The organism is Microbulbifer sp. NBRC 101763 (assembly GCF_040371615.1).
Lineage (GTDB): Bacteria > Pseudomonadota > Gammaproteobacteria > Pseudomonadales > Cellvibrionaceae > Microbulbifer > Microbulbifer variabilis.
In genome coordinates this window covers 1-14,926 of the sequence record NZ_BAABQV010000002.1, presented here as the reverse complement: position 1 = coordinate 14,926, position 14,926 = coordinate 1, and the positions used below count along the sequence as shown (strand labels likewise).

The 14,926-nt window shown below is 49.8% G+C and carries 13 protein-coding genes and 1 rRNA gene; 3 read left to right on the top strand and 11 right to left on the bottom strand.

The window, feature by feature from the left end; all coding sequences use genetic code 11:
• Positions 1–233 precede the first annotated feature (233 nt).
• Positions 234–752: a macro domain-containing protein gene (locus tag ABWV76_RS05405; RefSeq protein ID WP_282952166.1), complete on the bottom strand. Its 519-nt coding sequence runs from the start codon at positions 750–752 to the stop codon at positions 234–236.
• Positions 753–921: 169 nt separating this feature from the next.
• On the opposite strand from ABWV76_RS05405, the gene ABWV76_RS05400 reads away from it, so the two are divergent.
• Positions 922–2,004 carry a GGDEF domain-containing protein gene (locus ABWV76_RS05400; protein ID WP_020414114.1) on the top strand — a complete coding sequence of 361 codons (1,083 nt, stop codon included), beginning with the start codon at positions 922–924 and terminating at the stop codon, positions 2,002–2,004.
• A 12-nt stretch (positions 2,005–2,016) separates the two neighbouring features.
• Here ABWV76_RS05400 and ABWV76_RS05395 read toward each other — a convergent pair whose 3' ends face one another.
• The 8 genes from ABWV76_RS05395 to ABWV76_RS05360 form a co-directional block, all read right to left on the bottom strand.
• Complete coding sequence (locus ABWV76_RS05395) at positions 2,017–2,784, bottom strand: VIT1/CCC1 transporter family protein (RefSeq protein WP_353375476.1); 768 nt, start codon at positions 2,782–2,784, stop codon at positions 2,017–2,019.
• Positions 2,785–2,811: 27 nt separating this feature from the next.
• Positions 2,812–3,579, bottom strand: a complete 768-nt coding sequence (locus ABWV76_RS05390) for a hypothetical protein (protein WP_282952163.1) — start codon at positions 3,577–3,579, stop codon at positions 2,812–2,814.
• A gap of 13 nt (positions 3,580–3,592) precedes the next feature.
• Positions 3,593–4,174 carry a hypothetical protein gene (locus ABWV76_RS05385; RefSeq protein WP_020414111.1) on the bottom strand — a complete coding sequence of 194 codons (582 nt, stop codon included), beginning with the start codon at positions 4,172–4,174 and terminating at the stop codon, positions 3,593–3,595.
• A gap of 128 nt (positions 4,175–4,302) precedes the next feature.
• On the bottom strand, positions 4,303–6,195 hold the full coding sequence (locus ABWV76_RS05380) for a DUF885 domain-containing protein (RefSeq protein WP_353375475.1): 1,893 nt from the start codon (positions 6,193–6,195) through the stop codon (positions 4,303–4,305).
• 144 nt (positions 6,196–6,339) lie between these two features.
• Positions 6,340–7,206 (bottom strand): mechanosensitive ion channel family protein, encoded by an 867-nt coding sequence (locus ABWV76_RS05375; protein ID WP_353375474.1) that lies wholly within the window; start codon positions 7,204–7,206, stop codon positions 6,340–6,342.
• A gap of 49 nt (positions 7,207–7,255) precedes the next feature.
• A complete protein-coding gene (locus tag ABWV76_RS05370) occupies positions 7,256–7,849 on the bottom strand; it encodes a DNA-3-methyladenine glycosylase I (RefSeq protein ID WP_020414108.1) in 594 nt (197 codons plus the stop codon).
• A 182-nt stretch (positions 7,850–8,031) separates the two neighbouring features.
• Complete coding sequence (locus ABWV76_RS05365; RefSeq protein WP_020414106.1) at positions 8,032–9,021, bottom strand: SDR family oxidoreductase; 990 nt, start codon at positions 9,019–9,021, stop codon at positions 8,032–8,034.
• A 228-nt stretch (positions 9,022–9,249) separates the two neighbouring features.
• Positions 9,250–11,361 (bottom strand): prolyl oligopeptidase family serine peptidase, encoded by a 2,112-nt coding sequence (locus ABWV76_RS05360; RefSeq protein ID WP_282952157.1) that lies wholly within the window; start codon positions 11,359–11,361, stop codon positions 9,250–9,252.
• A gap of 86 nt (positions 11,362–11,447) precedes the next feature.
• Between ABWV76_RS05360 and dtd the strand changes: the two genes are divergently transcribed.
• Complete coding sequence (gene dtd, locus ABWV76_RS05355; RefSeq protein WP_282952156.1) at positions 11,448–11,885, top strand: D-aminoacyl-tRNA deacylase; 438 nt, start codon at positions 11,448–11,450, stop codon at positions 11,883–11,885.
• Between the two features lie 288 nt (positions 11,886–12,173).
• The gene (locus tag ABWV76_RS05350) at positions 12,174–12,695 is read left to right on the top strand and encodes a GNAT family N-acetyltransferase (RefSeq protein WP_020414103.1); all 522 of its coding nucleotides are present in this window, start codon (positions 12,174–12,176) and stop codon (positions 12,693–12,695) included.
• Between the two features lie 67 nt (positions 12,696–12,762).
• Here the strand turns inward: ABWV76_RS05350 and ABWV76_RS05345 are convergent, their stop codons facing one another.
• Both ABWV76_RS05345 and rrf read right to left on the bottom strand, forming a co-directional pair.
• Positions 12,763–13,758 (bottom strand): YncE family protein, encoded by a 996-nt coding sequence (locus tag ABWV76_RS05345; RefSeq protein WP_353375473.1) that lies wholly within the window; start codon positions 13,756–13,758, stop codon positions 12,763–12,765.
• Between the two features lie 904 nt (positions 13,759–14,662).
• Positions 14,663–14,778, bottom strand: a 5S ribosomal RNA gene (rrf, locus tag ABWV76_RS05340).
• Positions 14,779–14,926: the final 148 nt, after the last annotated feature.

The window sequence follows — 14,926 nt, the reverse complement described above, 5'->3', positions numbered from 1 at the left end:
TTTCTCTGTGAATGAAAAATCCCTGTGGATGAGCTTTCCTACTGTCATATTCCAGATTCGTTTTATCAGTAAGAGAAATATGCCCTCCCCAGGCGACATTTCAATACCTTTACTTACAACCATAAAAGCGATGAAAAGTATACTTAGGAGCTGAGGCCTCTTTCATCGTTTTCAGCGAATACTCTAGCCACCTGCTTACTGGCACCATCGTACATTAATAATGTTTGATTAATTCACACGGTGAAGAAACGCCGCTCAACCCGTTTCCACTCTCCGAGGGCAGCGGGAGAGTGCAGGCAAACAGTAAGTTGATCAAACTGACTGGAATATTCATTAAGAACTTCCAGGGCTTCATGCGCGGCAATTGCATGGGGAAAACGGTTGGTGCCGGCACCCAATGCCGGAAAGAGAATATGTTTTAAACCTTTTTTCCCCGCCAAGCTCAATACACTTTCATAACAGTAGCGGAGCTGCTTAATCGCTTGAGCCCCCCATTGATCACCACTGCTCCACTGTGGAGTAACAGTGTGAAGCAAATAATCTACCGGCATATGGAAAGCATCGGTGATACGCGCCTCCCCCACTGTACATTCCGGTTGTTTTTTACACTGCAGCTCGAGATCTTTACCTCCCAGAGCAAAAACCTGGGCAGAGAGCCCTCGACCGCAAATAAGATGTTTATGTGCAGGACACACAAGTGCATCCCCGCGCAATGTCAGAATATCGCCCCAAGTCAGAATAATTTGTGTCACAGTTTCTCAGTTCTAAAGTTTGGTTTACAGATACTGTAGCTTGCTACTTTGGTCGGTGAACGAATCCTCCTATACTCAGCGCTGCTTCACTCCCCGATGAATATAGTGACGCTACCTGGCGCTTTATCGCCAGCAGAAAGCCTCAGCCTGAAGAGCAATCGAGATAATTATGATTCCAGGGTATAACCAACATAATCCCGCACTGGTCTCACCGGTGGAGGAATTGGAACGTATAGATTTGCGTCGTCGTATCATGGCATCTTCCTATATGCTGATATTTGCCATGGCAGTAACGGGAGCCATGGCAGTCATTGCACTGACAGCAGCCGATATCCTTCAGGCCATCACCCTCTCTGCAGCGGCAGTAGTAATCCTGTTTTCCTATGTGACAATCAATGTAATGGGTCCCAGTGAGAAGACGCCTCTCCTGGTAGGTATCCTGTTGTTAGTACTCTATTTTTATTTGCTGTTATCCGGCGGAGTAAATAATACCGGTTTGATGTGGGCGGTAATGCTGGTACCTGGCTTTATCAATCTATACGGTTACAAGACCGGTACCGCCGCACTCATCGCCATTGGCATAGTTACAGCCACTGTCCTTTTCTACCCAGATTTTCCAGGCCTTACCGCCAAATATGATACCGCCTACCGCGCGCGCTTTATCGCCGTTTTTGGTGCTCTCACGGCACTGACAGCACTACTCGACAGCAGTCGCCATCACACCCAACAATTGCTGGAAAAATTAACCGGGGAGCTGGAGAAAAACGCCTCCACCGATACCCTAACCGGCCTCGCCAATCGCCGTGAGGCCTATCGTGCTATCCATGATATGGAGCGCCGTAACAAGGAGTTGCGTGACCGGTATGTGATCCTGATTGGCGATCTGGACAACTTTAAAGCGATTAACGATACCCATGGACATGCTTTTGGCGATCGTATTTTACAGGATGTAGCCAAGATCCTTCGGGACAATACTCGTACAGAGGATATTGTGGCACGCTGGGGGGGTGAGGAGTTCCTGCTGCTGCTACCCAATACCGACGTACGTGGTGGCAGCGTATTGGCGGAAAAATTGCGGCGAAAGGTAGAGGCCCTTAGCCGTCGCTATGTACAGTCAGTGAAAGTCTCTATCAGCTTCGGCCTGGTTGAAGGCAGCAGTACTGGCAGCCCTCACAACCAATTACTGGCTGAAGCCGATAAACGCATGTATCGAGCCAAGAACAGTGGCCGCAACCGGGTAGTGGCCGCCTGAGAACGATACCTCTCAGCTGATGATATCTCGCAGGAAAAAACCGACTGCCAGGGCTAGCAGGGCCGCACCCCCACCAAACACCAGTGTCTTGACGCCCGCTGCCAGTACCCGCTGTGAGAACACCAGCCCCTTACAAAGGCCTATGGCAAAAAAAGTGCAAGCAGCCAAAGCGGCACTGCTATAGAACTGCTCAGAGGTTTCCAGCGGACGGATAAGATAGGGAAGTAACGGGACTGCGCCCACACCAATAAAGGCCAGAAAGGTCACTATCGCAGAGCCAAGGGGCCTTCGTGCCGAGCGACTAATGCCGTACTCTTCCGCCAACATGGTATCAATCCACAGCTGGCGATTGGCAGTGATAGTTGCGACAACCTCATCCAACACCTGCCCTTGGAAGCCCTTGCGCTGAAAAATCTGGCGGATCTCCTCTCGCTCTCCCTCCGGCACCAAATCAATATGTTGGCGTTCCGTGCGGGCAGCCGCCGCTGCCTGATCCCGCTCTACACTCACTGCCTCGTAGTTACTAACCGCCATACTAAATCCATCAGCGATCAGATTGGCAAAGCCCATTACCAACACCACCGACTCAGTGAATCCAGCACCAAAAGCGCCTGCAACTATCGCAAAGGTGGTAACACAACCATCGATAGCCCCGAGGACAAAATCCGACACTCTCTGGGACCTGGGCTCCTTACCCAGGCGGGCGTGAATTCGCTCGGGGCGGTGTTCTTCGAGCAGTGCGCGACGGGATTGTTTAGATTTCTCCTCCCTGCCTTTCATACTCGTAGCGCCTCCCTACCAATTGCTTTATTTCACGATAAAACTACTCCTATCGACACCGGTATTCCCGGTCCTTGCATCATAGGCGTAAACCAATATTTCGTAGGCGCCGGGTAAATCGGTGGGAAAAGGCGCACTGAAGGTATTCATGGTGTCCTGGATTTTCAGCGGAACTGTAGCGAATTTCCGACCATCCCTCTTTACCAGGGCAGTAACCTCTATCTTGCTACCATCCCACAGACCACCATCCGTAAGGGAGCAGCCGCACATCATCACTACATTAGCGCGTATTTCGAATGGGCTCTTATCCAGGCCGGTATAGAGGTGAGTCTGTGGACTGAGCAAGTCCACTACCATACCCGGTATCTCCACGACCAAGCCTTCACCGCTGATAGGTTTGCCTGGCACAAGCCAAGTCTGTGTTTGTGCTACCACACGAGCCTGCTTCTTAATGTAAGGGGCCAGTACTTCTACAGTAAGAAATACCGGTTCACTGATATCCAGCGCAGCAGTAAAATGCGCAGCTCCCCCGGCGATAGGAGCATAACGTTCGCGTGGTGTCTTCATGATCTTGCCGGTATCACCGGTACTGCCCTGGGTAAGCCCCTTGGCCAGGATTTCTCCGGTATCCGCCTCACGGATAATCACCATAGCCCCCCCGATTGAGGAGCCAATAAATTTGGCATCTTTGGCCTTGGCTCGCACAGTAATTTCAGTTGAGGTCACTTCGGCCCACAGATTAGTGGTAAAAAACTGCACTACTAAGGCACACACTAAAATAACGATTCTTCTCACCTCTAAACTCCTTTTATTCGCCACTGATGACAATGTAAGCTCCAAAAACCACTATGGCCCACAATAAGGCCCCTACTCCTAACCACAAAAAATTCAACGGCGTTAGTTTTGCATTTACTTTGCCCGAGATATCACCACTGAGAGTATTTGCTGCCTTCTGTCCCTCAAAGAGAGGCCAAACCGTCAGAGGCAATAACGCCGGACTAAAAATATCAATCAAAGAGAATTCATCAGAAAGATACGAAATTCTATCGATAATTGAGCCCAGAATCGCAAGAACTATATAAATCGCAGCCATCAGTTTAGGGCGCCATTTATATTCTATTTCTGCCTCTTCTAAGTGGCTCTGTATTTTAATAAAAAGTGAATGGGTAAAAAATATTGAAAAAATCGCACGCATAACAGGCCATAAGCTTTCACCACTTGCGCGCTTGTATTCCCTCCATTGTCGATAAAACCAGTAGACAGAATACAGCCCCATAGTGCCAAGGTTCATCACCCAAAATTTAGCGCTGGACACTACGTAGAAATCAAATTCCTCCGTGAACTCTGTATGTAATTCAGCCTCTGGTGCGCTGTAAATATTTGTATCCATTAAAAACTCCCCAAACCCCAAACGAAGGAAAACTAAGGTTTACCCCCTTCCATTAGTAAACGATTATCAGATGAGAACACACAAAAAAGCCGGGCATAGCCCGGCTTTTTTGCTGCTAGCAGTATCTATTAAGCGCGCTTAACTGACTCCACCCAGGCAGCTACACGGCTTTCCAGAACCGGTACCGGTAAGGCGCCGCCACTCAGAACGGTATCGTGGAAACCGCGGATATCGAACTTATCGCCCAATTGCTCTTCAGCCTGCTTACGCAACTCCTGGATCTTCAACATACCAATTTTGTAAGCGGTAGCCTGGCCTGGCCATACCAGATAGCGACGCACTTCAGAGCGTACAGCTGTTTCGGGTATTGCGGAGTTTTCCAGGAAATACTCTACAGCTTGCTCTTCGCTCCAGCCCTTGGCGTGCATACCGGTATCCACTACCAGTCGGATAGCGCGCCACATCTCGGCGGTCAGGTGGCCAAACAGGTTGTAGGGGTCCTCGAAAGCACCCATTTCCTTGGCCAACTTCTCTGAGTAAAGCGCCCAGCCCTCTACGTATACAGTAAAGTGCGCCTGGGTGCGGAACTGTGGGATACCCTCAAGCTCTTGGGCGATGGAGATCTGCATGTGATGGCCGGGGTTGCCCTCATGGTATGCCACCGTCTCCATATCGGTGGTAGAGTAGGCACTCATATCGGAAAGGTGCGCATAGTAGATGCCCGGACGTGAGCCGTCTGGAGTGCCCGGGTAATAGTGCTGAGCACCACCATCCTGCTCTCGGAAGGATTCCACCCGCTTAACCACCAGCTCGGCCTTAGGCAGCAAGCCGAAGTATTCCGGCAGTTTCTTGGTGATTTTGTCGAGAAAAGCCGTGGAGTCATCCAGGTAACCCTGGCGGCCTTCGTCGGTATTAGGGTAGTAAAACTGACCATCTTCACGGATAAAGGTGAAGAATTCCTGCAGGTTGCCCTCGAAGCCCACCTGCTTCTTGATGGTCTCCATCTCGCTGCGGATGCGCGCTACTTCCTTGAGGCCAATACTGTGGATTTCATCGGCGGTCAGGCTGGTAGTGGTGGTATTTGCCAGACGCTGGTTGTAGTAGGCCATACCGTTCGGCAGGCTGCTGGCACCCTGGGGCTCCGCGGAAGCCTTCTGCACATCTTTCTTCAACCAGGCGATCAGATTTTCATAAGCGGGCAGGAACTCACTTTCCAAAGCCTTGCGAGCATTGTCCGTCAGCTTATCAGCCTGCTTCTGGTCAATCTTACCGGCTTCGAGCAACTCAGCAATCTTGCCCTTGGCACCGGCCCACAGGGGGGCGTCCTCACCATCGGAGAAGGGGGCACCGTCGATCAGCTTGCTGGACTGCTCTATCGCACCCTCGTAAGCGAAGCGCGGCGGACGGATACCCTCTTTAGAGGACTGTTCTGCGCGCTCACGTAACTGGTTGATAGCGCGGGAAATGCCGCCGATACGGGCGATATACGCCTGCATGTCCTCAATATTGTCCACCTTGTGGAAGTTCAGCAGGAAGTTTGGCAGTTGGGACTGTACGCCGCCCATCTGTTCAAAAATATAACCGTGGCGCTTAAAGGGCTCGGCGGCTTTGGCCTGCTCGAACTGGTAGATCCAGATATCGTAGGAAGTTTTCCCCTCCTGGCTGAGCTTTTCGTAGTCAAAATTCTTCTTGAGTTCCGCAACGGCCTTTTCCTTCCAGGCCAGCTGGCGCGCCTCGGCGGCTTCGCTCATATCGTCGATCTGGTCGTACTGCTCCTTGCGGCCGAGATAGGATAGCTGCATGGGACTGAACTGCAGCTGCTCTTCATAGCGCGCATCCAGCCACTCCGTCAGGCGCTTGGTCTCAGCCACCGCATCAACGGCTACAGGGGCTTCGGCAACGGCACTTTGAGCTTTGTCGGCATTCGCTCCTGCCTGAGCGGCCTTATCGCCCTGACAGCCCGCGAGGATAGCGACAGCCATCAGGCTGGGGATCAAAGGGTTGTTCAGCTTAATCGGCATTTTCCTATCTCGGTCAAAAGTTGTACAAAAAAACGCCGCTAACTTTGACACGAAATCTTTGAACTGTCGATTCTGGCTCTTTCAAACGCCATATCTGTGCGTTGAGCCGTGGGAGAAGAGGTTATTTCACCCCAGTAAAAGGCGTTATCCAGGTCCCGTGTTAGCGCCCCGCGAATTCGCGGGACGACTCTTGCTCCTGGACATATCCTCTCGCAGTATTCGCAGCTCTCTCTGGGGAAAGGGAATTGTTAATCCAGCCTCTTCCAGCGCCGGCTTAAGGCGCTCCATCAGCTCCCAGTAAACACTCCAGTACTGGTCAGTTCCAGTCCAGGCTCGCAACTGCAGGTCCACAGAACTATCGGCCAATGCACGCACCATATAACTGGGTTCCGGTTTAGCGAGAATTCGAGGCTCCTGCTCTACCAGCTTACGCAACACTTCCAAACCCGCCTCTATATCATCCCCATAAGCGATACTCGCCACTATCTCAATACGGCGGGTCTTGTTATGGCTGAAGTTAGTAAGTACCCGCCCCCAGATCACGCTGTTGGGCACACTGACATGCAGGCCGTCTGGGGTATCCAGCTCGGTAGTGAAGAAGCCTACCTCACGCACGGTACCCAGAGTCTGCTCGAATTGAATGACATCACCCACACGGAATGGACGGAGCCCCAACAGGATAAATCCTGCGGCAATATTCTGAAGGGTATCTTTTAGCGCAAATCCCACTGCCAACCCAGTGGCGCCGAGCAGGGCGATTAGGCTGGTGGTGTTGATACCAAAGATATCCAGTACCACCAGCGCTCCAACAATATAAATCGCCCAGGTGGTGATATTTCGCAACACCGGCACCAGGGTGGCATCGAGGCGACTGGGGAGGCGCTCAATGGCACGGCGGACCAAGTGCACCGCAACCAGAGTCAACGCAATCACCAATAAAGCGGCCCCCAGGCGCAGAAGGCCGGTGATCGCCAGGGGCCAGTATTCTGTAACCAGATTATCCGGATTCATGGGCGCCTTCCTGGTGAGCGTGGCGCACTCACCCCCTGCTGTTATCCCCCTACAAAAGCCCCGCACCCTCCGCCTCGTTTACACAGCGTTGGTGGGCGGGGCAGGATTGCAGGTGATCGTTCACCATTCCTGTTGCCTGCATATGGGCATACATAATGGTAGAGCCTACGAAACTGAAACCGGCTTTTTTTAGCGCTTTGCTCATAGCATCAGATTCTACCGTACTGGCAGGTACCTGCTTGAGGGAGGCCGGACGATTCACTATGACGCGGCCATCAGTAAATTGCCACAGGAACTCCGATAGGGATTGCCCCTTTTCTCGCAAAGCCAGGGTGGCGCGAGCATTTTTTACTGCGGACTCCACTTTCAGGCGATTGCGAATAATGCCCGGATCCAGTAGTAACTTTTCCACTTTTTTGGGTGTATAGCGCGCGATTTTTCCCACATCGAAATCATCAAACAAGCGGCGGTAATTTTCCCTTTTATTCAAAACTGTAATCCAGGAAAGTCCGGCCTGGGCACCTTCCAACAATAGGAATTCGAACAGGGTTTTATCATCTGTAACCGGACGCCCCCACTCCTCGTCATGGTATTGCTGATACAATGGCGTTGACAGACACCAACCGCAGCGCTTCTCCTCCATTATCGACTCCTAAAAAATTGCCATTAATACAAAAAAACCAAAAATCGGGAGATAAATCATTGGATACTGGCGTTTGGTAGATACAGAGGTGGGGCGCTAATGGGCGCCCGAGAAAAAGTAATACTGAATTAATTGCAGAACCAGTAATAAGGCGACCAAAATAAAAATAATATTACCGCGATTCACTTTGACTCCAATAAATTTTGCTGTACTAACCAATCACGACATTCGCATAACATAGTATCCAATGCCACCTGTGATTGATAATCGAGTTCGCGTTCTGCCTTGGAGCTGCTGGCTACAACCCGGCGTGTAACCAGGGTAGCCTTTTCCGGGGTAATGACCGGCTCATTGCCGCTCACTCGCGACCAGAGATCAGAAAACCAGGCAATAGACTGAATAACAAAGGCGGGAGTAGTACGCTTGGGCACAGGCTTGTGTAACAACTCGGCTATTTTTCCGAAAAATTCCAGGAAGCTCGCGTCAGTACCAGCGAGAATATAATTTTCTCCGCAGCGACCCTTTTCCACTGCATTAATATGTGCCCGCGCTACAGCGCCAGCATGGCAAAAAGAACCCCAACCAGGAGGCACTCCCGGTAACTGGTTTTTATCTATCAGAAAAAAAGTCTGAGCCCAACTGGAAGTATCGTATTTACCCACAATTGCACAGGGGTTGAGAAATACCGCATCAAGCCCCTGATCAATTTCCTTGCGTACGGCAATTTCCTCTCGCTTCTTGGTATATAAGTAATGATGACGAGGATCATCGGCCAGTTTTGCACTCTCCTCCGTGATCTTATCTTTGTGGTAGCCGTAGGCAGAAATAGAGCTGGTGACTACCATACGCCCTACATTTTTTTCCCTAGCCACTTTAGCAATATTTGCTGAACCCTCGACATTGTCTCTCCATTGCTGGACATTGCCACCGCGCCACATACTGGTGTTAGCAGCCATATGGAACAGAGCATCGACACTGTCCGGGATAGCCGAGCGAAGAGAGTCGAGGTCTTCCAACGAGGCCTCTACCAATTCCGCCCCCATAGAGCGCAACATATCCGTATTTGAGGTTCGCCGGTGCATGGCGGTCACCCGCCAGCCATCGTCAACCAGCTGCTCCACCAGGTTGGCACCGAGGAAGCCACTGCCCCCGGTTACAAACGCATGTTTCATAAATCCACCGGATGATTAGTTATCGTTATTCATACCCAGTGATGTTCTCTGCCGAAACCGCCACCCTCCGGAAGGGCAAACCGGCTGGCGGTACCGCTGCTCCGGCAGAGCGGGCCGCACACCCAATCCTTCAGTGATACGACCCCAGAAATTCATCCAACTTTTCTTTAATACCGGGAGCCTCAATAAATGGCCTCGGTATCGTTTATGTCGGATTAATTGGAAAGATTACTCGATTTTCATACCGAGCTGGTAGGCGAGGAAGCTCCACTGATTAGCAAAGTCTTCCACCTGCATCCATATCGGTTTGCCTGCGCCGTGCCCCGCCCGGGTCTCCACCGCGAGCCATACAGGTTTATTACAGCCCTGGTCCCTCTGCAGGGCGGCAGCAAACTTGTAGCTATGCCAGGGCACCACTCGATCATCGCGATCGGCAGTGGTAATCAGAGTGGCTGGATAGCAGGTACCCCTGCGGGTATTGTGCACTGGAGAGTAAGCGTGCAACGCTTTAAATTCCTCACGATTTTCACTCAAGCCATAGTCGCTTGACCACTGACGCGCATTGGCGGAAGCCGTATGATAGCGCAGCATATCGAGTACACCCACCACAGGTAGTGCCGCAGCAAACAGGTCTGGGCGCTGCACTAGAGTCGCACCCGCAAGCAGTCCACCGTTGGAGCGGCCACTGATACCCAGTTTCTCTGGAGAGGTAACTTTTTCCTCAATCAGCCACTCAGCTGCGGCAATAAAGTCATCGAATACATTTTGCTTTTGGGTTTTGGTGCCCGCTTGATGCCAGGCATTGCCGTACTCACTACCACCGCGCAAGTTGGCCAGTGCCAGGGTACCGCCCATATCCAGCCAGCCCACAAAGCGATTGTAGAAGCGTGGCAACTGAGCGGAGTTGAAACCACCATAACCATACAGCAGCGTAGGGTTGGAGCCATCGCGTTTCATGCCCTTCTTATGCACCAGGAATAAAGGTACGCGGGTGCCGTCTTTGCTCTTATAGAAATGCTGGCTCACGGTTAAGCCAGAGAAATCTGTCGCGTATTTCGGCCGCTTGAACAGCTTGGTTTCACCAGTCTGCACATTCAGGTGGTAAATGCTCGGCGGGGTTATAAAATTGGAGAAGGAATAAAAGGTCTCCACTTCATCCGGCTCGCCGTAAAAGCCCTTCACGGAACCCACACCGGGTAGCTTCAGCTCGTACTGTTTCTTGCCGTTGGTATCGGTCACCAATACCCGCGACTTGGCGTCTTCCAGGTAATGAAGTACGAAGCGATCGCCGATATAGCTGGCACTCTGCAGGGCACTGTTTGTTTCCGGCACCAGGTCACGCCAGTTCTTGCGTTGCGGCCTATTCAGGTCGATAGCGATCACACGCCCCAGTGGTGCTCCCGCGCTGGTCTCAAAAAAGAAAGTGCTCCCCTTATTGCCAAGATACTGGTACAGACCATCCCAGTCATCCAGCAGCTTGACGACCTTGCCACTTTTATCGCGCAAGTCGCGATAGTAGAAGCCGTTGGAGTCATAGCCATCGAAGATACCGAATAACAGGTAGTTCCCATCGTCACTTACCGCTGCTCCAGGGTTGCGGGTGGGATGATCCGTAATTTGGTATATCAACTGGTCTTGCTTCTGAGCATCCCCCAGGCGGTGAAAATAGACTGCTACCTGCTTGCTATCATCTGCAGTGCCATCCTTGTTGAACGGGTAGCGGCTATAGTAAAAACCAGACTCATCCGGAGCCCAACTGGTATCACTAAACTTGATACCGGTCAGCTGCTCCTCCAAGTCCTTGCCTGTCTCAAGATCGCGAATACGATAGTCGGTCCAGTCAGTCCCACCATCAGAGATACCGTAAGCCAGGTATCGGCCCTTTGGACTGACTTTGAGGCGTTTGGCTGCAATAGTGCCATCCTCGCTCAGGCTGCGCGGGTCCAGCATTGGCTTGCCGTCCTGGGCAAGCTCTGGGGTGCGGTAGAAAATATTCTGGTCCCAGTCACCGTTGTTATAGTCGTAATAGTAACTGTCACCTTTCTTATAGGGCACGCCATATCGCTCATAGCGCCACAGTTCCGTAAGGCGGTCATTGATCTTCTGCCAACCAGGTAAATCCTTCAGACGCGGCAGAGCATGCTCATTTTGGGCCTTAACCCACTCTTTAACCTCTTTGTTGGACATGTCCTCCATCCACCGATAGGGGTCTGCCACCTCGATACTGAAGTATTCATCCACATGTTCGACGGCTTTACTCTTTGGGTAATTGTCTGCCGCCTGCACACTAGCCGCTGTGGTCAAGGCTCCAGCCAGGAGCGCTATTAACTGTTTCCTCATACCGTATTCTCGGTTTCTCTACGTTAGCCAGTCCGCTAATCTAGGCCATTTACTCACAGGGTTCCAGAGAGACAAAGAGTTCTGAGATGAAAGGATTGATCCAGCGGGTTAGCCACGCCCGTGTAAATGTGGCTGGAAAGTCAGTGGGAGCTATCGACAATGGATTGCTGCTTCTGTTGGGCATAGAGGAAAAAGATGGTCATGAGAGCGCGGACAAATTACTGAATAAGGTACTGAATTACCGAGTTTTTTCTGATGAAAATGGACGTATGAACCTGAATGTCCAGCAGGCCGGTGGTGGTTTACTGGTTGTCAGTCAATTTACCCTGGTGGCCGAAACTGACCGCGGCTTGCGTCCCAGCTTCAGCCGAGGCGCCAGCCCCCAGCAAGCCGAGGCTCTGTATGATTACTTCGTCAAACGCGCAAAGTCCCAGTTTTCTCCTGTAGCCAGCGGTGTTTTCGCCGCAGATATGCAGGTTTCCCTGCTGAATGACGGCCCGGTTACTTTTATGCTGGAAATATAATTTGCAGCATCACCACTGGGTTTCCTGCAATTACCAGCCTGTAAATTATCGATTACCTAATTGATTCCAGGGCTGTAGTGGAACTTGTTTTGATTCACATTTAGGGAAAAGATTAAATCTCTTATCATTACGGTGGTATAAATCATAACCTGGGGAGAAATTTTCGTATGCTTTTGAAGAGAATGCGTATTCTCTTTATCATCGCGCCTGACAGCAGGGCCTGGGTGAATTTACCTAACCGCTTATCAAAGTAGGTAAATTCAGCTTATTTAGTTAAAGTTGGTAACTATGCAAATCTCTGTAACAAAAAATATTCTCCTCAAACCCCTCACAGATGGAGATGCGCAGGAAATCCATTTACTTATTGAACAAAATCGTTCCCTGTTGGCGAAATATCTCTACTGGGTAGAGTCAATAAAGGATCTATCCAGCACCAGGGAATATCTTCGTCAACGTATTTACAGTAATAATACCGGAGCTGCCTGGTATAAAATTATCGTTGAAGGAAAAATTTCAGGCATTTTTGGTATTAAAGAGGTAAACCCCCAAAAGCAATACGCCGAAATCGGATACTGGCTCTCCGCCCACTGCCAGGGCCGAGGCGTTATGACGAGAGTAGTAGAAAAAATATGTGCGCATCTAAAAAATAGTCAGGGTATTCAGCAGCTGGGTATTCAGTGCCTCTCTGAAAATAAAGCGAGCATCGCCATAGCTAAGCGGGCTGGCGGGATCCACACTGATACAGTTGCCAACTATTATACTATTGATGGCAAAGTCCAAGATCTCAAAATCTATACTGTAGCCCTTTAGGCAACACTTAAGGGGAAAGCTCTAAGACAGCAGGCCCAGAACAAACTAAGTATTTGCGCCGCTAGTCTTATTGCGACTTGGTCTTTACCGGGCTCCACTCCAAACCATCCGCTCCCTGCCCGGCCCTGAATATCCTTCCAACAGACCAATCCTCAGTGTCTATCTCTACTACCTTGCCATCTCTTTGAGATCCCGCAAATAGGAATTTCCCATCTGGAGAAAATAGTAGAGAAGCGGGCTCACGGGCACCTACAGCACCCACGTCAATTGCCTTGATCTCTTTCCGTGTCGCAGCATCATAGATCAGTATCCTATGTCCCTGTAGGTCAGCCACAGCGACTAACTTCCCATCCGGATTAAAGCGGATCCGAATAGGTAAATAGCCTACATCCAAGGTCTCCTTCCTCTTGAGGCTACCAGTGTCGTAGATAAAAATATTTTCCGACTGATTGTTTCCTATCCATAACTCCTTACCATCGGGGCTGACCCAAACTGCCTCTGGTCCCTCACCGGCAGGAAGAGTGGTTTTCAGGTTCATTGACTCTGTATCGATAACACTAAAAGTATCAGAGCCGCGACTGGTGACATAAGCGGTTTTGCTATCCGGTGATAGAGCCAATAAATGGCTGCCTATCTGATCTGTTGAAACAGATCCAATTACTTTTCCCGATGAAACATCAACTTTAATAACATCATTGGTTTCTTCTGTTGTGACAATCACATTGTTACTTTCGCCCAACCAGGCAATACCATGGGGACCCATATGCGGGCTTATTTTGATGACACTAATGCGCCTGCCCGTTGCCACATCAAAAACATTTAATTCCTCACCTACATAGCCGTCCTCAAGATAGGAAACCACTACTGCCTTGCTCTTATCGGGAGAAAGAATCATTTCATGAGGTGCGCCCCCCGTTTCCCGCCGTTTTATTTCCTGGCCATTCTCTAGGTCTATAAAGCTGACTGTACCTTCATATTTATTGCCTACAATCAGCGTACTTGCATTAGAGGCTCCAACCCCTGCAAATAGACTAGCCAGCAAACAAGCGAATACTATTTTCATCAAGAGACCTCAAACTTTAACGAGCCCAGAACTCGGCAAACCAAAATTATCCGCTTCGAAGAACTATAAATATGATTATCTTGAACAAGGACACAAACGAGTCTCTAGTGGCGTCAACTTCCTTTAAGGATAGGCGTTAACTTCAGTACCAAATAAAGACAAAATCTAGAACTATTCTTCATAAAAAATCTTACCAACAGAATCCATGGATAGACCTGTGCATAACTCCGGGATATCCACTTTCAGGCCTTTGTTTCCATAGGGGGTCTTTTAATGGGTAAAAAAACACCACTGATTCTAGGGTGATTTCCACAGGTCGGCCGTTATTAACAGAATGGCTGGATAGACTTGTGTATAACTGTGGTATATCCGCTGCCAGCCTTACAGTTGTGTGACATTGCGCGAGCGCACAAAAAATCACCGGCTTTTTCGTTGGTATTTTTGTGTCACTTTTATCCCTGTCAGGCCCTTTTTTACAGCGGAGATAATTTCTTTATTGGGAAGATTTTTTCCGGGAAGACTACTAGTAGTACTGCGGTAAATTATTTGGGAATGCCATTCCAGGGAAGGTTGCAGTAAAAAATAGCTGGGCGCTCAATTTTTTTCAGGAGAGAAAGCCGCGAGGAGAACTCTTTATTTACAGCCGCGTAAACGTGTTCGACTTTTTAGCGGGGTTTTTCCTGTTTAAATTTTTCAAGGGGTTTCTTTGTCACATTATTTTCTTAGTTTTTATTTTTAGCTTTTCTTTTTTAATTTTTCTTTGTTTCATCTTTACTTTTTTATTTTTAACTTCTTTTTATTTTTAACTTCCAAGTTTTTGCTTTTCTTCTTTACGGCTCTTCACGGGTATTTTTTTTACACATAAAAAAAGGGCCACCCATTGGGTGGCCCTTTCGGATTAGAAGCCTGACGATGACCTACTCTCACATGGGGAAGCCCCACACTACCATCGGCGATGTTGCGTTTCACTTCTGAGTTCGGCAAGGGATCAGGTGGTTCCACAACTCTATTGTCGTCAGGCAAACTGGCTTGGGTTGGCGCTGGTCTTATAAGCAATGTGCTTGGCCTGCCGTGTTATCGCTGTTTGCCTCGGTCATGTTGTTGACCGGCGATAACCCCAAATAAGTCGGTAAAACAATCTGTAGTAATACACCGCAAGCGATCGTAT

What these genes read in the sequence shown, in the direction of transcription:
- ABWV76_RS05345 (WP_353375473.1), bottom strand. Translation starts at nt 13,758, where the DNA reads ATGAAAATAGTATTCGCTTGTTTGCTGGCTAGTCTATTTGCAGGGGTT.
- ABWV76_RS05380 (WP_353375475.1), bottom strand. Translation starts at nt 6,195, where the DNA reads ATGCCGATTAAGCTGAACAACCCTTTGATCCCCAGCCTGATGGCTGTC.
- ABWV76_RS05360 (WP_282952157.1), bottom strand. Translation starts at nt 11,361, where the DNA reads ATGAGGAAACAGTTAATAGCGCTCCTGGCTGGAGCCTTGACCACAGCG.
- ABWV76_RS05350 (WP_020414103.1), top strand. Translation starts at nt 12,174, where the DNA reads ATGCAAATCTCTGTAACAAAAAATATTCTCCTCAAACCCCTCACAGAT.
- ABWV76_RS05370 (WP_020414108.1), bottom strand. Translation starts at nt 7,849, where the DNA reads ATGGAGGAGAAGCGCTGCGGTTGGTGTCTGTCAACGCCATTGTATCAG.
- ABWV76_RS05400 (WP_020414114.1), top strand. Translation starts at nt 922, where the DNA reads ATGATTCCAGGGTATAACCAACATAATCCCGCACTGGTCTCACCGGTG.
- ABWV76_RS05375 (WP_353375474.1), bottom strand. Translation starts at nt 7,206, where the DNA reads ATGAATCCGGATAATCTGGTTACAGAATACTGGCCCCTGGCGATCACC.
- ABWV76_RS05395 (WP_353375476.1), bottom strand. Translation starts at nt 2,784, where the DNA reads ATGAAAGGCAGGGAGGAGAAATCTAAACAATCCCGTCGCGCACTGCTC.
- ABWV76_RS05365 (WP_020414106.1), bottom strand. Translation starts at nt 9,021, where the DNA reads ATGAAACATGCGTTTGTAACCGGGGGCAGTGGCTTCCTCGGTGCCAAC.
- dtd (WP_282952156.1), top strand. Translation starts at nt 11,448, where the DNA reads ATGAAAGGATTGATCCAGCGGGTTAGCCACGCCCGTGTAAATGTGGCT.
- ABWV76_RS05385 (WP_020414111.1), bottom strand. Translation starts at nt 4,174, where the DNA reads ATGGATACAAATATTTACAGCGCACCAGAGGCTGAATTACATACAGAG.